Origin of the sequence: Paenibacillus sp. W4I10, assembly GCF_030816325.1 — a bacterium.
GTDB lineage: Bacteria > Bacillota > Bacilli > Paenibacillales > Paenibacillaceae > Paenibacillus > Paenibacillus amylolyticus_B.
The window spans coordinates 2,468,574-2,491,887 of the sequence record NZ_JAUSXX010000001.1 but is presented as its reverse complement, the minus strand read 5'-3'; the positions used below and the strand labels follow the sequence as shown (position 1 = coordinate 2,491,887).

The 23,314-nt window shown below is 46.2% G+C and carries 19 protein-coding genes and 1 pseudogene; 17 read left to right on the top strand and 3 right to left on the bottom strand.

Annotated features, from left to right (window positions below; all coding sequences use genetic code 11):
* Positions 1-90: 90 nt before the first annotated feature.
* From QF049_RS10860 to QF049_RS10850, 3 genes are all read right to left on the bottom strand, one after another.
* Entirely contained in the window at positions 91-1,647 is a 1,557-nt protein-coding gene (locus QF049_RS10860; RefSeq protein ID WP_307537319.1) for a response regulator, read from the bottom strand.
* Complete coding sequence (locus tag QF049_RS10855) at positions 1,622-3,439, bottom strand: cache domain-containing sensor histidine kinase (RefSeq protein WP_307537317.1); 1,818 nt, start codon at positions 3,437-3,439, stop codon at positions 1,622-1,624. Before QF049_RS10855 ends, QF049_RS10860 begins: the two co-directional genes overlap by 26 nt.
* Positions 3,440-3,557: 118 nt before the next feature.
* Positions 3,558-4,847, bottom strand: a complete 1,290-nt coding sequence (locus QF049_RS10850; RefSeq protein ID WP_307537314.1) for a Gfo/Idh/MocA family oxidoreductase — start codon at positions 4,845-4,847, stop codon at positions 3,558-3,560.
* A gap of 127 nt (positions 4,848-4,974) precedes the next feature.
* Here QF049_RS10850 and QF049_RS10845 point away from each other — a divergent pair, with 127 nt between their 5' ends.
* From QF049_RS10845 to QF049_RS10765, 17 genes and pseudogenes are all read left to right on the top strand, one after another.
* The gene (locus tag QF049_RS10845; protein ID WP_307537312.1) at positions 4,975-5,877 is read left to right on the top strand and encodes an AraC family transcriptional regulator; all 903 of its coding nucleotides are present in this window, start codon (positions 4,975-4,977) and stop codon (positions 5,875-5,877) included.
* Positions 5,874-6,320, top strand: a complete 447-nt coding sequence (locus tag QF049_RS10840; RefSeq protein ID WP_017688917.1) for a RidA family protein — start codon at positions 5,874-5,876, stop codon at positions 6,318-6,320. The genes QF049_RS10845 and QF049_RS10840 overlap by 4 nt, the downstream gene beginning before the upstream one ends.
* A gap of 8 nt (positions 6,321-6,328) precedes the next feature.
* Positions 6,329-6,919 carry a GNAT family N-acetyltransferase gene (locus tag QF049_RS10835; protein WP_307537310.1) on the top strand — a complete coding sequence of 197 codons (591 nt, stop codon included), beginning with the start codon at positions 6,329-6,331 and terminating at the stop codon, positions 6,917-6,919.
* 13 nt (positions 6,920-6,932) lie between these two features.
* Complete coding sequence (locus QF049_RS10830) at positions 6,933-7,766, top strand: aminoglycoside phosphotransferase family protein (protein ID WP_307537308.1); 834 nt, start codon at positions 6,933-6,935, stop codon at positions 7,764-7,766.
* 30 nt (positions 7,767-7,796) lie between these two features.
* On the top strand, positions 7,797-10,019 hold the full coding sequence (locus QF049_RS10825; RefSeq protein ID WP_307537306.1) for a class I SAM-dependent methyltransferase: 2,223 nt from the start codon (positions 7,797-7,799) through the stop codon (positions 10,017-10,019).
* Positions 10,016-10,594: a histidine phosphatase family protein gene (locus QF049_RS10820; protein ID WP_307537303.1), complete on the top strand. Its 579-nt coding sequence runs from the start codon at positions 10,016-10,018 to the stop codon at positions 10,592-10,594. Before QF049_RS10825 ends, QF049_RS10820 begins: the two co-directional genes overlap by 4 nt.
* A gap of 60 nt (positions 10,595-10,654) precedes the next feature.
* Positions 10,655-11,317 (top strand): 3'-5' exonuclease, encoded by a 663-nt coding sequence (locus QF049_RS10815; RefSeq protein WP_307537301.1) that lies wholly within the window; start codon positions 10,655-10,657, stop codon positions 11,315-11,317.
* 22 nt (positions 11,318-11,339) lie between these two features.
* A complete protein-coding gene (locus QF049_RS10810) occupies positions 11,340-11,714 on the top strand; it encodes a hypothetical protein (protein WP_091016937.1) in 375 nt (124 codons plus the stop codon).
* A gap of 179 nt (positions 11,715-11,893) precedes the next feature.
* A complete protein-coding gene (locus QF049_RS10805; protein ID WP_307537299.1) occupies positions 11,894-12,898 on the top strand; it encodes an ABC transporter substrate-binding protein in 1,005 nt (334 codons plus the stop codon).
* Positions 12,899-13,192: 294 nt separating this feature from the next.
* Positions 13,193-14,671, top strand: a complete 1,479-nt coding sequence (locus QF049_RS10800; RefSeq protein WP_307537296.1) for an AraC family transcriptional regulator — start codon at positions 13,193-13,195, stop codon at positions 14,669-14,671.
* 70 nt (positions 14,672-14,741) lie between these two features.
* Positions 14,742-15,059, top strand: coding sequence for a hypothetical protein (locus QF049_RS10795; protein WP_307537294.1), 318 nt, complete (start codon positions 14,742-14,744; stop codon positions 15,057-15,059).
* Between the two features lie 89 nt (positions 15,060-15,148).
* Positions 15,149-15,328 (top strand): annotated as a pseudogene (locus QF049_RS10790) (Kelch repeat-containing protein); the annotation flags it as partial.
* Positions 15,329-15,590: 262 nt separating this feature from the next.
* Entirely contained in the window at positions 15,591-17,963 is a 2,373-nt protein-coding gene (locus QF049_RS10785; protein ID WP_307537292.1) for a putative PEP-binding protein, read from the top strand.
* Positions 17,964-18,078: 115 nt separating this feature from the next.
* Complete coding sequence (locus QF049_RS10780; RefSeq protein ID WP_307537289.1) at positions 18,079-20,016, top strand: LTA synthase family protein; 1,938 nt, start codon at positions 18,079-18,081, stop codon at positions 20,014-20,016.
* Positions 20,017-20,250: 234 nt separating this feature from the next.
* On the top strand, positions 20,251-21,258 hold the full coding sequence (locus QF049_RS10775; RefSeq protein WP_307537286.1) for an LLM class flavin-dependent oxidoreductase: 1,008 nt from the start codon (positions 20,251-20,253) through the stop codon (positions 21,256-21,258).
* Positions 21,259-21,357: 99 nt separating this feature from the next.
* Positions 21,358-22,110 carry a metallophosphoesterase family protein gene (locus QF049_RS10770; RefSeq protein ID WP_307537284.1) on the top strand — a complete coding sequence of 251 codons (753 nt, stop codon included), beginning with the start codon at positions 21,358-21,360 and terminating at the stop codon, positions 22,108-22,110.
* A gap of 255 nt (positions 22,111-22,365) precedes the next feature.
* On the top strand, positions 22,366-23,298 hold the full coding sequence (locus QF049_RS10765) for a manganese-dependent inorganic pyrophosphatase (protein WP_076330830.1): 933 nt from the start codon (positions 22,366-22,368) through the stop codon (positions 23,296-23,298).
* The last annotated feature ends 16 nt before the right edge of the window (positions 23,299-23,314 follow it).

The following is a 23,314-nucleotide window of genomic DNA, read 5'->3' as shown; positions in this document are numbered from 1 at the left end:
GAATAATGGTTACCAGATATGAATCCGCTTACAACATGCGGCGTTCTCTTGGTAACCACATCATACCGGGGAAGGGGAGCAGCTTGAATCTTATTTCTTCGGATCATGGCTATCGATTTTTTCGGAATGCTGCAAGCGGTAGTCTGAAGGACTCATGTTGAACATTCTTTTGAATTTCGAGCTGAAATAACTTGGTGAACTGAAACCGGTCAGTTCTGTAATATCCCATACGGTTAATTGGGTTTCCTTCAGCAGTTGCAAGGCGTGTTTCATCCGAACGCCCGTCACATATTGAATAAAAGAGGTACCGGCACCTTCCTTAAACAATTCGGAGAAATAGGTAGGATAATAGTTAAATCGTTCAGCGAGTAACGTCAACGTTAGCTCCTGCATGTAGTTCTCTTCGATATATCGCTTGGCTAACTCTATAACCGTCCCATCCCTATTTTCCGAAGGAAGTTGTCGACCCAGGAAGTCTTGAGCCCATTGCATTAATAAGCGTTCTGCTTGATCTGGCGTCTTAAGCCACAGTATCCATTCTGGGGCTATAGGAAAATCCATCAACAGTGAAATTTGAAAAATACTTCGCGTCATTCGGGAGGGGGAAAGCTGGAATGCCTCGTGAAGTTCCTTGTGGATGATGCTGCGGAAGGAGTCCAATTCCCCTCGAATGAGGCAACGATGCAGCTTGCGTGTCGTTTCTTCAGGTAGTAGTGGACTATAGTCCGTTCCTGGCTGAGTGTTAGGCCCGCTGACAGCCCTTTCAGCTGAATTCCATGCCAGAAGGGAATGGATATACCCTTCTTTCCAGTGCTCAAGTTCGGATACAGAAAGCCCCATCCCAATCTTGAGTTCCATTGAAAAAACGGATGCCGTATGTTCCGTGAGCTGTTGGATGAATTCATGCTGCATACCATCTTGTACTATGAAATGCATGATCCCTGCGTGTGCCGAATCATGAAAAACCTGGACATTGTCTGAATCAGACTGGGCGATTTCATAACATACCATCTCGAAAGGAAGATGCATCTGCTCGGGTAATCGATCTTTTCGAATATCCGGCTTGTCCGAGTGACTTATACTGGCGGTGATGAAACAGACCTTCTGATCCTGCCATGATTCGAGATGGAACAATCGGAGTCGTTCTGGCATGGAGGAAGGCGGTAGGCGATTGCCTTTGACGAGATCAAGAAGGAAACGTTCCTTCATTTCCCGGTAATACTGAGAGAGTCGCCATTGCAGCAATTCGGAGTCGCCTCGAACTTTACGTTGTTCATCCAGATCCGCTTTGATTTTGCCTAATGTGGCTTTCAATTCATCCCGGGTTACAGGTTTCAGTAAATAATCCATCACCTGGCTGCGGACCCCCGCTCTGGCATATTGAAAATCCTCATAACCCGTGATAATGATAATCTGAATGGAAGGGTTATAACTGCGGCAGACATCCAATAGTCTGATGCCATCCATGACAGGCATATTCATATCGGTAATCAGCAAGTCAAAATGTTCAGATTGTAAAAGTTCATCCGCTTCGATCCCGTTAGACGCTTCTCCTGTTATGGCAAAGCCCATGCCATGCCAATCGACTTTCAATTTTAATCCTTCGCGAACTTCGATCTCGTCATCTGCGATTAATACGTTGTACATCATATTCCTCCTGTACGGGTAGAATCAGTTCAATACATGCGCCTCCGTTTTCAACGTTCTCCATGTGGACCGTGAACAAGCCACCATAATGCAGACGGCAACGAGCAATAACATTGCCCAGTCCAATATGCCAGCCTTCATTATGCAATATGGATTCCAATGAGGAGGGAGCAACCGGATGTTGCAACTTTTGGATGATTTCTGCTGGAATACCCGGTCCGTTGTCTGAAACGCTGATGTGCAGACGATCATACATCCGGTTGATCCGTATTTGTACCTGAGCTGTCGTCTGATGCTGGAAGCTGTATTTCACTGCATTTTCAATAAGTGGTTGAAGAATAAACTTGATGATGACCACGGAGTTCAGTGTGCCTTCTAACGTTACCGAAATGTCGAGCTTATGACCGAAACGAGTCTGTAAAATGGAGATATAACGCTGCACATAATCCAGCTCTTCGGTTAGGGGAACACGGTCGTCATTGGTGTTGATAGAAAAGCGCATCATTTTACCCAAATCCTCAATGACCTGAACCGTATCATCCGTTCTACGCTGAATGGCAAGACTGCTTACCAGCTCCAAGGTATTAAACATAAAATGTGGATTAATCTGTATGAGAAGTGCCTTGTACTCTGCTTGCTGGCGAAGCAGTTTCAGTTCAAATTCATTCTGGATATGCTGCCGCAGCTGACTGATCATGTAACGGAAAGTGAAGATGACATAACTGATCTCGCTCTTTACATTTTTATCTGGAGGCAAAAGTGAATCCGCTTGGTCAAAAGCCCCTCGTTGAACCTGTCTCATCGCCAGTACCAGTCTGGTCAAAGGTTTGGTTACGCCGTGGGATAACCATGCAGCAGCCAAGAGGGAGACGAGAATCAGGGCAATCGTTACCACAAGAATTGTGCTTTGGAGCTTATGGAGAGAGAGGTACATTTCCTTTTCCGGTGCCAGACCCGCCAACATCCAGCCGGTACGTCCCAGTTTCTTGAATACAAGGATGTCTCGCTGCCCTTCATGGTTTGTGAGATATGTGACTCCGGCTTTGAGCGGGCTGTTACGAAACCGATCGATCTCTGCGGTAGCTACAGCACCCAACGTGTCTACCTGCTGTGAGAGAATAGGATTTCCTTGCTCTCCCAGCAGAAAAATAGTGCTATTCTCCGCAAGATGTATGCGACGGAGCGGTTCTAGAAAATAGGATTCACTGACATTCACCTTCATGACACTCTGCGCTGTAGCATGATGAAAGGTGCCAATGGGCATCAGCAGACTGACCACCGGGTTACCATGATCTCTGACACGTTCATGTTGATCGGTGTGTGCAGGTAACCAGCGTTCCCCCAACGTGTAGAAATTTGTATACCAGGATTCTTGTACAAAGGCAGGGTCATATGTTACCTGATTCTCGCTGCCAATTCGCAGTCCATTCCGTCGATAGATGGATACATCCGAGATACTGGTGTAACTGTTGGTTGCCTGAGTGAGAAAACGGCTCATCGCGAGGTTGGCCAACATCTTTTCTCCTTCCGGCAGGTTCGGATCACCGATCGCGTTATCCCAGTTTTTGCCCATATCACTATTGAAAACAAGAGAGGCGGCATCATAGATCTGCATCTGCACCATATCTACGTATGAACCGTACTCCTCCATTTTCTCAAGAGCAGAGGATTCGATGTAAGAGCGAATGACCGTGCGTGATTCCTTGAAGAGCAGGTAGGAGAGTGTGCCAAAAGCGAGGACAAACAGGACAACGATAAAGGCAATCAGGCGGTTTTTTAAAGAGAAGAACATGGATTTCCTCCTTCTACCGAGTCAACTTGCGTGCAGGTTAATTATAAAAATATAAAAAAGACTGCGTGATATGCGCAGCCTTTAAAAAAATTAATAATGTAGTGAAGACCTGGGAGACTTAGAAACGAACCAGATTATTGACATTGACAGGCAAGCCTGTGGCAATGGCACGATTGGCCGCAATCCCAGTCAGAATGGATCTGGCACCGTCCACGTGGTTAGCAGCACGATGGAACGGATCTTCTACAGGCTCGCCAAACAGATCATTCAGCAGAACCGGGTCACCTCCGCCATGTCCACCTGCTTTCTCTTCCACTTCAACCTCATATGGCGCATCGAACATCGGGAGAACCCGCAATGTTTTACCGATCAATGCACCTTCTTTACTTTTGTCACCCAATGAATTGACATAGGATTGCTCCACAATGTTCATTTCAATCCGGCCTTTGGTGCCATTAATGGCAATGCGGTAACCTTCCCATGGCTGGTAGGCAACGAGAGAGTAGGTCAGAATCGCTTTGTTCCGATACTTCACAAGCACACCCATCGTATCCTCAATGTTGATGCCATCCCCAAATACGCTCTGATCCCGCTGATAACCATCTTCTGATTCGGCATCCAGATACATGGACTTCATATGAGCATCCGAATCCAAATGCAGTGCAAAAGGATCTTCCTTCGCGATCGGGTTACCGGTTGCTCGATTGTAGAACTGCGTTACACCGCGTTCTTCTGCGTTTTCTCTGCCGTAATACATCAGATCACCAAATGCAAACACGGTATCCGGTTGCGAACCAATCCAGAAATTCACCAAATCGAAGTGATGGGTGGATTTGTGAACGAGCAGTCCGCCGCTATTACGCTTGTCCCGATGCCAACGGCGGAAATAATCTGCCCCGTGGCGGGTATTCAGCAGCCATTCAAAGTGAACGGAAGTGACTTTCCCGATGGTATCATTCAGAATAAGTTCCCGAATCTTAGTATGGTGCGGTGCATAACGGTAGTTAAAGGTGACCCTTACATTCTGGCCAGTTCGCTTGACAGCATCCAGAATCTCCTGACATTTCTCCTCATCGATGGTCATCGGTTTTTCGGTGACAACGTCACAACCCAGTTCCATCGCACGAATGATATACTTGTGATGGGTACGGTCAACGCTCGTTACGATGACATAGTCAGGCTTCTCCTTCTCAATCATCTGATCAAACTGATCTGCAGGATAAGTAGGTACCTCGGGATAATTGTACTTTTCTTTCAACAGTTGATTTGCGTAATTCATACGGACTTGATTTATATCACAAAAGCCGACAAGCTCGGAAGTATCCCTGTAATCCCGGGTTAAAGCACCATAAAAAAATTCGGCGCGGCCGCCGGTTCCAACTAATACATAACGTTTCTTGTTACTCATGTCTATCGCCTCCTTGAATATAGCTTTAGACTATAACAAGGGAGTACTTCTTTCGCCGCATTTTATGCGTAACCGCTTTCAAATGCCGCATATTTTGCTATAATTTATGGAAAGGAGAGAGGGCGCCATGACAGAACCTTTCAGTGCGGATTTTCATGATCCCACGGATTTACTGCACATCGAATATGATCGTCGCATTGGATATTTCTCGATGACGGATGACCATCTGCATGATCATTATGAGTTGTATTACCTGTTGTCTGGCGAGCGTATCTATTTTATCAAGGACCGGACTTATCGGGTAAAGGCTGGCGATCTGGTGTTTGTTGACCGGAATACGGTTCATAAGACCTTGGAGAGTGGCATGCCCGACCATGAACGAATGGTGCTGTATTTGAAGCCTGAGCTTTTTGCAATCATGGCTATTTCAACGGAGTTAGTTGAAGCCTTGAAGGAGCCCTTCTGCTGGGAGATCCCTATTATAAGGTTTCCTTCACAGGTCACGGAGGTTTTGGAGCGAATGGTAAGCGAAATGCTCGATGAAATGCTTCGTCCCCAACCTGGAAGCAACCTGTTGCTTCGTCACCGGGCTATTGAATTGTTGCTGCAAGCCTATCGTAATCAGCACCTGGGCAGGTTATGCTCCGATGATCGTGAGCCGGTTTTTCATCCCAAGACACAGGCCGTCGTGCGTTACCTGAATGAGAACTATCAGAAGCCACTGACATTACCGGAAGTGGCGAGTATGTTTCGTATTAGTCCGCATTATCTGAGTCGATTGTTCAAACAAACGACGGGGTTTACCTTCAGTGATTATCTGAATCTGTTACGGGTGAAGGAAGCACAGCGTTTGCTGCGAGAAAGTGAGGAATCCATTACGGATATTGCATGGCTTGCCGGATTCAGTAACTTCTCTCATTTTGGCAAAATGTTCAAGCGTACTGTTCAGGTAGCACCAAGAGTCTACAGGCAGGAATATAAGGAATCAGGTTCCGTTAGAACCCTAAAAGAAGGAGAGAATATACGATGATTGAAGCGAGATTAAATGAACTGGGGATCATTTTACCACAGGCCAGTGCGCCCGCAGCGAAGTATGCTAATGCCGTTATTGTGAATGGAATCATGTATGTATCCGGGAAAGGACCGGATACCTCTGAACGCGGCAAACTGGGATCAGACTTCACAACAGAACAGGGATATGATTTTGCCCGGAATGCCGGACTGGAGGTGCTCGCTGTCGTTCGAGATGTGCTGGGTTCACTGGATCGGGTGAAGAGAGTGGTTAAAGTGCAAGGCTTCATCAATGCGTCCGCTTCGTATCAGGAACATCATAAAGTGCTAAATGGATTCTCGGATCTGATGATGGAGGTATTTGGGGATCAGGGGGCACATGCACGTTCAGTATTCGGTGCAGTGTCCGTAAGGGATAATTTGCCGCTGATCATTGATTCTATATTTCAGGTAGAGGAGTAGGTATAACGATGACAGAATCGTCTTCATTTAATCCGATCATGTTAATGATACCCGAGAGCTTCCATACGGAACGCCTCACAATTCGAGCACCGCAGTGGGGGGATGGCGCAGCCGTTAATGAAGCCGTCCGTGAGAGTGCGGAGCAGCTGCGGTTGTGGTTACCTTTTGCTGAGAAAATCCCTTCATTGGAAGAGTCTGAAGTGACTGTTCGCAAAGCAAGGCTGAAATATCTGGAGCGTACCGACATGATGTTACATTTGCGTGATAGACATACCGATGAATTCGTAGGCAGCAGCGGGTTACATCGTATTGACTGGAATGCACGCTGTTTTGAGATCGGTTACTGGATTCGAACATCACGAGCTGGCGAGGGTTTGATGACAGAAGCGGTGAGAGGGATAGAGCAATTTGCCATTACTCATCTGGAGGCGAACCGGCTGGAGATCCGCTGTGACGCCCGCAATGTGCGAAGTGCCAAAGTAGCCGAACGAGCGGGTTATACGCTGGAAGGTGTACTGCGCAAGATGCGGCGGGACAGTACAGGTACGCTGGTTGATTGTATGGTTTTCTCCAAAGTCAGAGGCAGTGAGTTCGAGTAAAGGGAGGGTAGATATGGAGCGAATTGGTCAGGGAAGAACTGCGGAAATCTATGCCTATTCGAACGAGCACATTATGAAGTTATATCGAATGGATTTTCCTCTCGAAGCAGTTCAAAATGAATTTAGAATAAGTGAGTTGGCATACAAAAAAGGACTCCCCGTCCCACAGGCAGTATCCTTGATAGGACATACTACGTCGCGTGCTGGCATTGTTTTTGAGCGGATCCAGGGGAATACCCTGTTATCACTTATCATTCAGCAACCGGAGTTACTAGAGCAGCTGGCGTTTAAAATGGCTGACTGCCATTACAGACTTCATTGCGAGCGAGATGATGAAGGGACACTCCCCTTACAGAAGCAGATTTTATCGGGAGCGATTCGTAATGTTCGATTATTGTCCGAGGACGATCAAGCGCGAGTCCTTTCTTACTTAACAACATTGCCTGATCAACAGCAGATCTGTCATGGCGATTTTCACCCCGATAATGTTATGCTCAGTGAGGTCGGCGACCAATACTGGGTCATCGATTGGATGACTGGTATGTCGGGGGATCCTGCGGGTGATGTGGCTCGAAGCTGGGTAATATTAATGAGCGGCACTTTGCCGGAGGATACAGAGCCTGTTATACGAATGGGTTTTGAAACGGCTCGTGAATCACTGGTCGAATATTACATCCATCATTATATGCAACTTTCCGGGATTACACGCGAATCAATTGAATCCTGGATGCTGCCAGTTGCCGCCGCGCGTCTTGACGAGGAATTGCCTGCTCAAGAGGTGGAACAGCTGCTTAAGTTTGTTCAGGAACGTATTCATCGGTTAGACGAATCTAACTATATTATATAAAAAGGGTAGAGAAAGAGAGGGGACTTATTCATGCTGCATTCATTAAAGGCCATACAATCATACAAGTCAGGTAACACGCCGGAAGCCCAGCAGCTATGGCTGCAACTGCTGGCAGCAGCGGAGAAGCCCCATATTAACCTCGAGCGCATTCATTCCATTGCCGAACTTGAGGGAACAAATCCAGTACTGGACTACACCGAGCGTACACTTCACGTACTGGAAAAGCTTCAGGTTTCTTTTTGGGTGCGAGAAATTCTGGAGGACGTATTAATCTGGTCAGAGACGGCGAAGGCCGGATCATTAGAGCAGCGGCGGGTATGGCAAAAGAAGGGCGTTAACCTGTTTGTGCACAATGTGGGGTCGGCTCAGTTATATGATCTATACGCAGGCGCAGAGCACCTGGATAATGACATCGGTAAGACCAAGGAGACGAGTATAAATCAACCTGGTTCTCCGGGCGATTCCTTAAGTAAGAATGCGGATATAAGCGAGCATGATACGCTGAATACACACACTCCAAGGCATGAGATTATACGCACTCTAATTGCTACGCATGGACTTATTGGTCAATACATACGCGGCGAGATTCCATTTGCCGAGAATGCTCCGCTTCACGGCTTGATCTTCAAAGGATGGCTTACTACAGATGAACTTCACACCATACTGATGGCATTAAATGAGTGCATTATCGCAGGTGTTGATCCAGCGTTATGGAATCAGGTTCAGGCTGAGGTACAGCGAATTGTAGGCTGGATTATCGCTGGACCTGTTCATGAAGACTGGAGCGTGAAAGAACGGTTATCCCGCTTAAGAAGTTCATCCATCCGGCAGGGAGAAGCTATGGATACGGCGTACGCCAAGCTCCAAACCGAACTGGATGTAGAACAGGCGCTGGCTCCGCTGGCTCATCGCACATTATGGTATGTGGAGTCGGCCATGCAGGATTTTTCGTTGCAGGAGATGGTGAAAGTGTTCCTGTTGACGCTTCGCAGCGAGAGTATGAATCCCACATCCATGGGGAGTCGATCTGAAATCGTTCGTCATATCAGCTTTGAACCATTGATGAATACGATGTATTACGACTACAAGGGCGTCAAGAAGCTCAATATTTACAAGAAACGAATGATTGAAAAATATTTGGAACAGTATTCGTGGGAACAGATTGCGTCAGGGGAGCAGATCGTCTATCCCCATCTAACACATCGCATTGAGCGTCATGCGGATCTGCCGGATACACTGTTTGTGACCTTTGAATTTTCTCCAGCGGCGGAGAAGCTGATTGCATTCTGTATTGAAGCGGAAAAGTCGCCGTTATACGAGAAGGCTGTACTGCTGTTATTTGACCTGTTCGGATTGCGCCGGGATGCCTATGACCGCTTCCACAACGAAGAAACGTATTTGTCCGATATGAACAGCTCCGGTGATTACAAAAAAGTACTGCTCGACTATATCGTTGGTAAACGGGTACTTGATATCGGTCCAGGTGGAGGGATTCTACTGGATCTAATTGAGCAGGAAAAACCGGAAATGGAGCCGATTGGTATCGATATCTCAGCCAATGTTATTGAAGCGTTGGAGCGCAAAAAGCAGCGCGAGGGACATCGCTGGCAAGTCATGAAGGGCGATGCCCTGCAACTGGAGCAATATGTGCAGCGAGGCACCGTTGATACAGTTATTTTCTCATCCATTCTGCATGAATTATATTCATATATTGAACTGGACGGTCGAAGATTTAATTCCGATACAGTTGTGGCAGCGCTGAGAAGTTCGTTCCGTGTACTGTCACCTGGAGGAAGAATTCTGATTCGGGATGGCATCATGAGTGAACCGGAGGCACAGAAGCGCCGGATTCGTTTCCTGGAAGCGGATGGGATGCGCTGGCTGGAGCGGTATGCAGAGGATTTTCAGGGACGTGCAATTCAATATGAACGGATCTCAGACAACGAAGTAGAGATGCCGATCAACGATGCGATGGAATTTCTCTATACCTATACGTGGGGGGAAGAGGCATACGTGCATGAAATTCAGGAGCAGTTCGGTATATTCACGCCGACAGCCTATGAGAACTGTATTCGAGAAGCGCTGGGTGAACAAGCTGAGATTATTACTTTCCGACATTTTCTTCAGGAGGGTTATACGGAAGCACTTGGAGAACGAATTATCTTTATGAAGGAAAATGGTGAACCTGCGCCTTTGCCAGACAGTACCTGCCTGATTGTCATTGAAAAGAAAAAAGGATTGGCGGATGGATGATGAGTGAGGCCAGTACGTTTTTGTATTTTGTCAGACATGCGGAGTCTCGATATGTTGAAGGACAGGAACGCGAGCGTGGACTGACAGAGCAAGGTCATCAAGATGCAGGAACGGTTGCCAGTCTGCTCCACGGGGAGCAGATTCAGCTGTTCTATTCTAGCCCTTACAGGCGAGCGGTAGATACGATTCAGATTCTGGCAGATCGGTCAGGTGGAATTGTGGTGACAGAGGAAGATCTGCGCGAACGCCAGTTATCGAGTTCGGATGTGAAGCATGATAATTTTCGTGAAGCCAAGCAGCAGTTGTACCGTGATCCTACGTATGCGTATTCAGGTGGGGAGTCTGGTGAACAGGCTCGCTCAAGGGCAGTAGCGGTAATCGAGAAAATTTTGGATAAACATGTGGGTCACAAGGTAGTCATCGGAACCCATGGAGATGTAATGACGCTTATTTTACAACATTATGATTCTTCCTACGGTTATGATTTCTGGGAGAAGACTACGATGCCGGATATCTATAAGTTGCAGTTTGATGGAACGCACAAGTTGGTCCAGGTCACCCGATTATGGGAGTGACAGAGTTATATATGAGAAATGCATTAGCAGAATGATAGTGGAGAGGAGTGAGTTGGACGGATGAGAATTACGCTTTTGCCTGATACATACTTTATTGAAAATCTAAGCGTATCTTCATTACAGGATAGAATGTACTGCATATTTGATCTCGAAGGGACGGGCATTAATCCTGTGGTGGAGAGTGTGACACAATTTGGTGCGATGCATTACCAAAGAGGTCAACAAAGCAATACAACATTTTCTTCACTTACACGTGCGAACAAACCTATACCAGAACCTGTGGCGAAATTAACAGGAATTTCGAATGAGGATATGGTAGAGGCTCCGTCGTTCGTAGAAGCATTTCAGGAATTTCAGAAATTTATTGGTGATAACGTTCTTGTGACACAAGCCGGATATGAATATGACCTGCCCATCTTGAAGCGGCATTGTGATGAGTATGGTCTCCCGATGTTGACTAACCCGGTATTGGATACAAAAGCGATGTTCACTTACATTCATCCTGAGATTAACGAGGTCGTCTCTACGGATTTTCTGATTCGGTATTACGATCTGAATACAGATGGAATTCACAGGCACAATGCTTTGGCAGATTGTGGTGTGATTGCTCGTATCTTTGAAAGTATCCTTAGCGAATATGAGGAACTTCAATTGGATCATTTTACAGCCGATCCTAATCGAATGATGAAGCGTTTTGTTATACCTGAGATGTATCTGACATGATGATGAACTGGAGGGGAGATCAATGAGCAGAACGGATGTGGAGAAGCTACTGTTGGATCTTAACGAGGGACGGATTCTGACCCAGCAGACATTCGAAGGATTGGATGTGGAAGTTTACCTGGATGAAAGGGATGCCTCTGCATTTGCTGACGAGTGGATGCAAGCTTTTGAACGGTGGGCTCAAGATACTGCGGTGGCTGAAGAAGAGGTGCTGCGCGCATGCAGGGAACAGGCGTTCAAACAGACCTTGGCTCTCACCGGCGAACCTGAGTTAGCGGGGTATGTGAGTGATGATATTGGTTTAATTGGTGCTGCATTGTTACAGGGTACGGCGAATGATTCCTTTGTGGATCAACTGTTGGAAAGTTATCGACAAGGTAGGTTGCCCCTGCGATAAGCGGGGGGAGGACCAACAAGGGTGTTTTCGTTTGTATAAAAAAACAGCATCAAATGTACATTGTGGGTCGGCTGAGGCATAAGGTACAATTCACCTAAGTAATCGATGAGAATGATAATCATTATATGTGAAATATTCTCACGGTTACATCAACAGATCACATAGGGGTGAAGGGTAACATGGTAGGTTTAATTAAAGGTTTCAAAGGGTGGACGATTACATTACTGCTCATGGGTCTGGTTATTTCAGGATGTAGTACAAATACCGCTACGAATGCGGAACAGACTCCTGCAACTGAAACTGAAAGTGCAGCTTCTGGAGAAAATACTTCTGGAAACGAGACAGAGCCTGCGACACGGGTTGTACAGGATGAATTTGGAGATGTGACGATTCCGGTTCAACCACAGCGGATTGCTGGAATATATGTGGAAGATTATCTGAAGGCGCTCGATATTACACCTGTAGTGCAGTGGTATAACCCGATGTGGGGTGTACAGGATTATTTAGGACTGGATGTTCCGAAATTTGATACTACGGGAAGTATTGAAGCTTTGTTGGAGTATGATCCGGATCTCATCATTGTAGATGGTGGGGTAGATATGGAGAAATATGAGATGTATTCCAAGGTGGCACCGACGTATCGCTTGCCTGAGAGCGTATTGCAGGATTCCAATCAAATTTTGAAAACCATTGCCGATGTTGTAGGTAAACCGGACAAGGGTGAAGAAGTTGCTGCGGCATTTGAGGCCAAGATTGCAGATGCTAAGGCGAAGTTGCAGGAAGCGGTTGGAGACGAGACTGTCGCAGTTGTCCGGCTGAATGTTAACGATGACACACTGGCGTTGTTCGGTGTGAAAAATCGATTTACCGGATTTATTTATTCCGAGCTTGGCCTAACACCTCATCCTCTGGTTAACAAGATGGAAGAATACCAGGAAATTCTGTCTGAAGAGGCCGTGCCGCAACTTGATGCAGATAATCTTATTGTGTTCCCTTCCAATGGAGAATGGTCATCTCCCGAGAACAAGGAAGCCTTGAAGGTACTTGACAGCAAATTGTGGAAATCTCTTCCGGCCGTTAAGAACAATCAAGTGTACATCATGGAAAGATCACAATGGCAATCAGGTGCGATTACAGCAAATTCCATGAAAATTGATGATCTCTTGGGAAAAATGACTCCATAAGAATAATCCCATAAGAAAGAAAGTTCTTCAGTCAGGGTTGAAGAGCTTTCTTTTTTCGTATACACTATTTTAAATGATAATAATTCTCAGTTAAGGACGATGAACATGTGCCACACCATAATACAACTAATCCCCAAGCCCTGGCTATGCTCACTTCAGCATATGGAATACGTAGATCACCATCAATCTCATATCGATAAACGTTTGTTATACAGGATGTCGTCCTCCCACTCTATATTTGTTATAACGTCTGGGAAAGGTTCAATAGTTTGCTTAGATCAGGAATCTCATCATTTGCAAAAAGGAATGATTATGTTTGTTCCTGCTGGAACATCCATTAAGATAGAAGGCTCTCCTTGGACAGAAAGTGAATTGCAGTATTATAAGCTTGATCTGATGGTGGCTGAGTTGAAAGAAGAGACTTCGAACGCTTTGTCTAGAAGAAACACGGAGGAGCAGCAGGAACTTTCCCAAAGTCCAGATTTTCCGACATTATTACCTCTTATGCAACTCAGTTACAGTCCGTGGAGTTCCTGTCTGGAAGCCTTGGAACAAATACTGCGTCAACAGGTCACTGGCGATTGGCTGGAGCAATGGGAGGTACAGCTTCGTTTCCAGGAGTGGTTCCGTGCCTTGCTTCGCCAGAGTGCCCCCGAAACAGAAGTACCCGATGACCGTGCCCGTCTTCAAAGTTCAATTCGTTATATTGGCGACCACTATGATCAGACCATAACCGTGGATGAGCTCGCAGCAGATATTGGTCTAACAAGAGCCAGCTACACTCGGCAATTCAAAAAAATTACGGGTAAGCTCCCGCTTGAATATGTAAATGCGGTTCGGCTTGAACGCTCAAAGCAACTATTGCAGCTGACGGATGATCGCATCCATGAAATTGCACAGAATGTGGGATTTAGCAGCGAGTATTATTTTGGCCGCCGATTTAAGCAATATGCTGGTATTTCACCTGGGTTATACCGCCGTCATCACCGTCAAGAGGTTCGTGTCTTTGCTCCGTATCTGGAGGACTTTGTGTTGGCTCTTGGCGTAAAACCTGTACTGCAATGCTCCCATCATTCTTGGGGGAGACAGCATTATTTGGGATTGGATGATGTACCCGAATTCGATGTAAGCGAACAGGATGCTCAATTTAATGTGGGCAATATACCGGACTTTATCATGCTGAACAAGGGATATGATCGATGGAATCTGGACCGTTTCGAGCAGGTAGCACCTACATTTTACGTAGATCATCTGGGAGAGGACTGGCGCTCCATTTTAAGATCGACAGCCGATGTGTTAGGGAAGGTGAATCGGGTTCAAGATGTAATTGGTGCGTATGAGGACAAGGCAATGGAAGCTAAGAGTCGGTTAGCACGTCATATGCGTGGTCAAACAGTAGCTTTTTTGCGTATATCTGCTTCTGATATTACTCTCTATGGGGACCAGCAGGGTTACGTTGGCCCTGTAATTTATCAGGATCTTGGATTGATTCCGCATTCCCGTGTGCAGCAATGGACAAGACACGAGCGGAGGATTTCCATTGGATTGGAGCAGTTAAGTCAACTTAATGCGGATCACTTGTTGATTACATTTGACACTGGAAATTCTGCCAAGCCTGGAGATGAGCGCGAACTGCTTGACAGGGACGAATGGAAACGCCTGCCTGCGGTGAAGAGTGGCAATGTGTACGAAGTGGATTTCATGTCGTGGATGAATTACGGTGTGATCTCTCATGGGAAGAAGATTGAGGATATTCTGCGGTTTATGGCTTGAGGGAAAATATTATAACAATCCATTTTAATGTATAATATAGGAAAAATAGAATTGAAGAAAGGAACTTCCTATGCGGAAAAAAATCTGGGCTTTACTTTTAGTAGTAGCTGTTATTGGGATGATTCCTGTTACAGCAATATCGACGACTGCGGTCGCCGAATCGCATGAAATTTCGGGTGAAGATCTTCCTGAGAGCTTACGATATGATTCTAACCATCCAGATGTAATTTATGTGAAGGATTGTGGGATCTTCGAAAAAGTTGATTCGAGTTTAGTAGATTACGGCGAAGAAGAAGTTGTGGTCGATGATGTACAAAAGGTAACAGATAAAACGAATGTAATTGTTGCTTATGATGCAACTTACATCAAAACAGGTGAATGGGAATAGGAAATTCATTAATTTACAATTTAGGAGCGCAAGGAGAGATTTATTCTTCTTGGGCTTTTTCAATATCCAATAAAAAAATAAAAATTCCAGAATTCGACCTAAGCATGAAAGAAGTAAATGATTTCATCGACTGGTATGAAGCCAAGCAAGCGGGAAGCGGAAAAGCTTCGTATGCGATCAATAAACACGACAATAACAAAGGACCTTTGAGTCGGAAGGATTATATCCTGTTTGATCGGGTGCTGACGTTTGAGGTAAGTGAATACTAAAAAATGTGAAGTTCCTTCAGCTTAGGCTAGAGGGGCTTCTTTTTGCTTCACAGTGATGAATGAGCCAATACAATTACCAGAAAGGCTTGTTTCATCTTATTTTAGTGTAGCGTTTACAAAAAAACAGGATAACGAGCACAAAATGCAAAAGCGGATGTCCTTGACTGAACGATTGTGACATACCATTAGAATGAAGGCTGATCTGTAACGCAGGGATTGAAGTCTTCAAGCATAGCCATGAATGGCGGATGGGAGAGCTGTAATGACAAAACGGGTAATTCTGTTGGAAGAAGGTACGGCAGAGATGAAAGGGCTAATGGGCAGTAAAGGGGCTGATCTTGCAGAACTAATCCTTGCAGGGTGGTCTGTCCCAGCCGGATTTGTAGTCACAACGGAATGCTGTCGCGAGTTCTGTACCCGTCTTGGACATCTTTCCGGTGAAGGAGAGGAAGAGATGATTAACGCGATCCGGCATCTGGAACAGCAAACCGGGAAGTTCTTCGGACATTCGGAGAACCCGCTACTACTCGCGGTACGTACGGACCAGGATCGAGCATCAGCAACTGCGACACGATCACTACTCAATGTTGGTCTGAATGATGTTACAGTGGAAGGACTCGCACGTCAAACCGGTGATCGGTTGTATGCACTCCAATGTTATTTAGATTACTTAGAGGAATATGGACAGCTGGTATATGCAATTCCGTCTGAATTTTTCACAGAAATATCGAGTCATGTCAAGGATCGGGATGAAACGGAACTTGAATTAACCATTACACAATTTAAATATTTAATTGAAGCGAAGGGGCGTAACCCTTTTCCTCAAGATGTTCAAATTCAATTCAAAGAAGCAGTACGTGCGGTATATCATTCACAGCGTATTAAAGCATCCAGTTCACAGGACGAGATCGTGCGTAAATCATATTACATCTCTTCGGAGCAAAGCGCTCCTGTTCTTATACAGACGATGATACATGGGAAATGTGGAGAATCAAGTGGTACCGGAACAATGTATACGCGCAGTCCACTTACAGGAGAAAGGGGGATCACTGGACAATACGTCCCAACCGGGAACGCGAGCCAAACAGATCATGGTCTGGAGCGTTTACGGAATGACGAACCTGAGCTGTACACAAGTTTGCAGGAGATTGGAGACCAGTTGGAGACGCGTAATGGAGAAGTGCAGGAAATCACCTTTGTGATTGTTGCCGGCGCGTTGTATGTTGTGCAGACCCAGCCCGCCCGATTATCCTTCACAGCCACACTGAGGAGTACCGTGGATTTTGTCTTTGAAGGATTCATCACCAAAGAGGATGCATTGTTACGCATTGAAACTGGGCATATCACGGAAGTGTTGAAGCAATACTACACAGATTCTAACAGAGAAGTGAGCAATGGACATCTACCCATACAGATCCAGCCAGTAACTAATGATGAATGTCCAGCTTATAACAACTCAAATCCACTTTTATCATCAGATCTGCAACTACTGCTCAATTGGGCTGATGAAGTGAAAGAGCTGAAGGTACTGGCCAATGTAGATCATCCACAGGATGCCATGACAGCACGGCTACAAGGGGCCGAGGGAATAGGTCTGTGCCGGACGGAGAACATGCTGTTATCACCTGCGCGGTTAGCATTTGTACAAAAAATGATCTTGGCAGACAGTGAATCTGAACGCAGGCGTGGTTTGGAGCGTCTGTTGCCGATGCAGCAGTCTGATTTTGAACAAATATTCGAAGCGATGGATGGATACCCGGTAACGATACGTTTGCTCGATTCACCGTTGCATGAACTGTTACCGGATCTGGGAGTGTTGGAGAAACGGCGCGAGTGGTTACAAGCAGAGGAGTGGCAGGAGCAAAAAGACCATCAGGTTGAACTGGAGGAACTGGAGCGCGTAATTCGCAGAGTCAGTGAATTGCATGAACATAATCCGACATTGGGGCAACATTCTTGTCGTCTGAGTACGGTGTTCCCGGAAATCGTTGATATGCAGCTGGAAGCGATTTTCCGCGCAGCGGTGAAAGGCATCCGGCAAGGCTGGTGGGTACGTCCCGAGATTATGATCCCACAGATCGGTCATGTGCATGAACTTCAGGTGATGAGAGATCTGGTGGATCATGTGGCTGACCAAGTGCTTGGTGAGGAGAAGCGGCATTGTCTCTATAGAGTGGGGGCGATGATCGAAGCTCCGAGAGAGGCGCTGACGGCGACTCACATTGCTCGCCAGGCTGACTTTTTCTCGTTTGGCACGGATGAGCTGACAGAGATGACATTTGGATATAGTCGTCATGAAGCTGAGAAGCGGCTCCTTCTCCTTCAACGTGATACGGATTCCCGTACAGTAACAAATAACCCATTTCATGTGCTGGACATTGAGGGAGTCGGACAACTGATCGAGATGGCGGTAGTCCAAGGTCGAATTCGAAAACCTCATCTGAAGACAGGGATCTGTGGAGAAAATGTTATAGATCTGGAGTCGATTACGTTCTGCCACCGCATTGGTCTGGATTACGTAAGCTGTTTGCCTGAACAGATCCCTTATGCACGAATTGCTGCTGCACAAGCAGCCATTAAGGCACAGAGAGAGGGAGCAGACACGCAGAACACGGATATATCTACAATTGCGTAACGCTCACCCTGTCCTACACGGAACTTCCATGGAATAGCAACCAGAAAACTGTTATACTGAAATATGCGTTTTGTAAAATGAACGTAAAATTTCAGGGTAAGGGTTGAAAGCGACCATGTATAATTCCAAAAATGACCGAACTACATCACGGACCTTATTCGCCGTGTTATTCATTCTTATGCTGCTGAAGTTGTCACTGCTGCGGTATTTCTTTTTCCAGGGTCTGTCCGGCATCGGTCTGTTAACTGACGCATTAGGCGCACTAACTGTGGTGTGCCTGCTGGATCTGATCGTGCCCAAAGGCTGGAAGCGAGCAGTATACGGAGGATTTAATGTTCTGTTTTCTCTGGTGCTGTTCGCGGCTACGCTGTATAACGTTCATTTCAGTTCGGTACCCACCTATACCGCGCTAAGTGAGCTGGGGCAAGTTGCCCAAGTAAGGGGAAGTATCGGACCACTGGTACGACCGGAGCACTTTCTGTTTTTTGCAGACATCGTACTGGCATTGCCAATATGGTTGATTATGCGCAGACGTGCTGGCGGGCGCAACCACACCAGTTACCGCGATAGCGGTTTGACGTTTGGTAGAATTCGCAGACGTTACTGGGGCAAACTCGGCGTTGCGCTTACCGCTGCATTCTGCATCGTGCTGTCTGGCAGTTTTATTGTCAAAGGTGAAACGATTGATAATGAGCTGGTTCGGGCGGAGAATCTCGGCTTCCTGAACTACCAGGTATCGTCTGCGATTCTGACGAGCAAAGAGAATGAGGCCATTGCGAATGGTAACATTAACGAAACGATTGCCAAGATCAATGAGCTGGTTAGCAAGTATCCGTATCAGGATAAACCAAGTGATGGTACAGCCGTGAAAGCCAAATATTTTGGTCAGGCCAAAGGTAGTAATCTGATTGTACTGCAACTGGAGTCCTTTCAGAATTTCCCGATTAATGCTTCATTAGACGGTCAGGAGTTAACACCGGTACTGAATGATCTGGCCAAAGAAAGCTATTATTTCTCTCATTTTTTCCAACAGATCGGACAGGGAAACACATCAGACGCGGAGTTCATGTCGAACACGTCTATCTATCCAACCGGAGTTGTTCCCATGTCAGCAGGGTATAGTGACCGTGAACTGCCGAGTCTTCCCAAGTTATTAGGAAAAGAGGGATATGAGTCCGAGACGTACCACGTCAATGACGTCACCTTCTGGAACCGGAACAAGATGTATCCGGCACTCGGATTCACTCGTTACTTCGACAAGCCCAGCTTCAAAAATGACAGATTCAATGACTTTGGGCCATCGGATGAAGAGTTGTACCGTGTAGGTATGGAAAAAATGACTGCGCATCAGGCTGCAAATCAGCCGTTCTACGCTCAGTTCATTACGGCATCGAGCCACTCGCCGTTTACGGTTCCCGCTGATCGTGCACGGATCACGATTCCAGCGACCATCACGAACAAACTGCTTCACGATTATCTGCAAGCGATCAACTATACGGACTATGCCATCGGTCAACTTATCAATGAATTGAAGGCGAACGGATTATGGGATAACACTACTTTAGTGCTCTACGGAGACCACTTTGGTCTGCCAGCTGACGAAGAGATTACACAGCAGATTCAGGCCAATCTGGGCGTCCCTTATGACGGTAAAGTAAGTCGATTCAACATTCCGTTAATGATTCATACGCCGAAACAGACCAAAGGGCAACTGATTGAGCAGCCAGGCGGTCAGTTGGATATGTTGCCAACGATTATGAATCTGATGGGTGTTTCCCTTCAAGATGAGAAGTTCACTGCCTTCGGACATGATCTGCTCAACATGGACCACAATGCCTTCGGTATCCGGTATTACTTGCCGACGGGTTCATTTGTCAACGATGACATTATGTTTATCCCGGGTGCGGGCTTTGACGATGGAACAGCCTATTCGCTGAAGACATACGAGCCGGTAACGGATTTGGAACCGTATCGTGCCGATTATGAACATGTGCTCAGCCTGATGAAACTGTCTGATGAGTATGTGAAGTTGTTACCGAAACGTGCACCATAAATCAATTTTTCTGCAATAGGTCAGATCAAAAACGTCACCAGTTCAAAAGCTGGTGGCGTTTTTTGCATGTTTCTTGCACAAGTGTGGTAATAAAGAGAATAACTAAAGTTTGAAACTGTAATAATTAATGTTACAATGGAATGAGCAAGAATGAAGTGAGCAAAAGCGCGTAATATTCGCAGATCTCATATTCACAGTTCTTATGAACCTAACAGACGAGAGGATTGAATATATATGAAACTGAGTGTACTCGAACACGGACATATCAATGAAGGACGAAGTGTACAGGATACGTTACAGGAAACGGTGAAACTCGCACAACATGCGGATCAATTGGGGTACTCCCGTTTCTGGATGTCGGAGCATCACGGTAGTGGTGCGCTGTCTTTCTCCAGTCCTGAAGTTATGATTGCACATGTAGCTGCACATACGGATCGAATTCGCGTAGGTTCCGGTGGCGTTATGTTACCTCATTATAGTGCTTATAAGGTTGCAGAGAATTTCCGTCTGTTGGAAGCTCTGCATCCGGGGCGGATTGACCTGGGGATTGGCAGAGCACCAGGCGGCATGCCGATTGCCAGCAGAGCTCTGAATGAAGGGAAATCATCGAATGTACAATTTTTTCCGCAACAGATCGCGGATCTGGGCGGATACTTCCACGAGCAGTTGCCTGAGGATCATCGGTTTGCATCTCTGGTAGCCGGACCATCGGTTCCCACGGTACCAGAAGTGTGGTTGCTGGGTTCCAGCTCTGAAGGTGCAAGAATTGCTGCGGCACAAGGGACGTCCTATGCGTTTGCCCAATTCTTCGGTACACCAGGCGGCGAAGAAGCAATGAAGCATTACCGCAAACATTTCAAGCCGTCCATCCTGAATGACAAACCACATTCAATGATTGCTGTCTCGGCATTCTGCGCGGAGACAGAGGAAGAAGCGGCTGAACTTGCGCGCAGCAATGAACTTTTCTTCTTACGCCTTGGACGAGGTCTTGAACAAAGTTCCTTCCCATCTCTGGAGACGGTAAACAACTATCCATACACAGCGATGGAGATGGAACAGATCCGTCAACGTCGTTCTTTTTCCATCGTGGGAACACCAGATCAGGTGAAAGACAAAATTACCGCAATGGCAGAACGCCATGAAGCAGATGAAGTCATTATTGCATCAGCGGTTCATTCGTTTGAAGCACGTCTGCGCTCATTTGGCTTGATTGCAGAAGCCTTTGGACTCAAGCAGGACTAATGGTGAGCAAGCGGGAATAACTACTCTGAACAGACTGGAATCTTGCTCTTGCAAGGTTCCGGTTATACTCTTGCGTGATCAGGGAGAGGAGAGATTCACATGCGCAGATGTGTCATTAGTGATATTCATGGCTGTTACGATGAATTTAATGCACTGCTTAAGCTTGCAGATTATAATCCGCAGCAGGATGAATTGATTTTACTCGGTGATTATGTGGATCGCGGTCCAAGCAGCAAACAGGTCATCGAACAGATCATGCAGCTTCAGCAACAGCACCATATTATGGTGATCAAAGGCAATCACGATGCCATGATGGTCAAGGCGTTAACCCAGGATGTTGAGCAATATGATCAACATTGGATTCGTAATGGCGGACTACAGACGATGGCAAGTTATCTGGATCTGGAGCTTACTTATAATGAGCAACAGATCGATTGGGAAGCTTATGCTGAAGCCAAAAAGTGGATACGTACACACTATGAACACCATCTTCGTTTTCTGGAACAGCTTCCGCTGGTGTACGAAATTCCGGGTTATATTTTTGTGCATGCCGGGATCAACCCGGATATCGAGGATTGGAGAAGCCAGTCCGAGCGGGACTTTATTTGGATTCGTGAATCATTCTATTCCAGACCAACGACGATTAGAGAGACGGTCGTATTTGGACACACCCCCGTGAAGCATTTGCATGATGAGACAGGCATTTGGTTTGACCCGAGCGGAGACAAAATTGGCATTGATGGTGGTTGTGCCTACGGAGCACAATTGAACCTGCTGGAGATTAGCGAAGACGGCAGTCTACAGACCTTTTTTGTACGGCAAGGGCAGAGCGCGGAAGAGCCTGAGATTTAATGTTTTCGTTGCGCATCAGATTTCCTATGCTAATTTATAAGGTTGTACGATGGAATAAATAGGATACATATCATATCGACTTGAGGGGAATGAACCAAGTTTAGCTATTTTCCAAAATGACTTGCCTGAGAATGATTTGCAATTAATTCGCTGTAAAGGGATTGGAATTAAGCCTTATAAGCGCTATAATCAGTAGGGTATGATTAAAATATGACATGTATTATTCTAAATCAGAATTGACGGAGGGCTATGAATATGGAAAAAGCGTTAATCTTCGGTCACAAAAATCCCGACACGGATACGATCTGTTCGGCAATCGCCTATGCGGATCTCAAAACAAAATTGGGTCAGGACGTTGAAGCAGTTCGTCTCGGCGAAGTCAATGGTGAAACCCAGTTTGCACTGGATCAATTCAAAATTGCAGCACCACGTCTGATTAAAACCGCTGCAAATGAAGTAAACAAAGTTATTCTGGTTGACCACAACGAGCGTCAGCAAAGTGTAAGCGATATTGAGGAAGTAACTGTTGTTGAAGTTATCGACCATCACCGTATTGCTAACTTTGAGACAAGCGGACCTCTGTATTTCCGTGCAGAGCCTGTAGGTTGTACAGCAACCATTTTGAATAAAATGTACAAAGAAAATGGCATCGAAGTGAGTGCGCCGATTGCTGGCTTGATGTTGTCTGCCATTATCTCCGATTCACTGTTGTTCAAATCCCCGACTTGCACAGAGCAGGACGTAGCCGCTGCACGTGAACTGGCTGCCATTGCTGGTGTAGATGCAGACAGCTATGGTCTGGACATGCTGAAAGCCGGAGCCGATCTGAGCCAAAAAACAATTGCTGAACTAATTTCCCTGGATGCCAAAGAATTCGTAATGGGTCAATCCAAAGTGGAAATTGCACAGGTTAATGCCGTTGACGTGAATGATGTTCTCGTGAAGCAACCTGAGCTTGAAGCAGCCATTGAAGCAATCATTTCCAGCAAAGGTCTCGACCTGTTTGTATTTGTCGTAACAGACATTCTGAACAACGATTCCGTAGCTCTGGCATATGGTACATCCACTAAAGCTGTGGAGAAAGCCTACAATGTGACGCTGTCTGATAGCAGAGCGCTCTTGAAAGGCGTAGTATCACGCAAATCACAAATTGTACCGGTTCTGACGGAAGCATTCAACACGCTGTAAATCAAACCGATTGGCG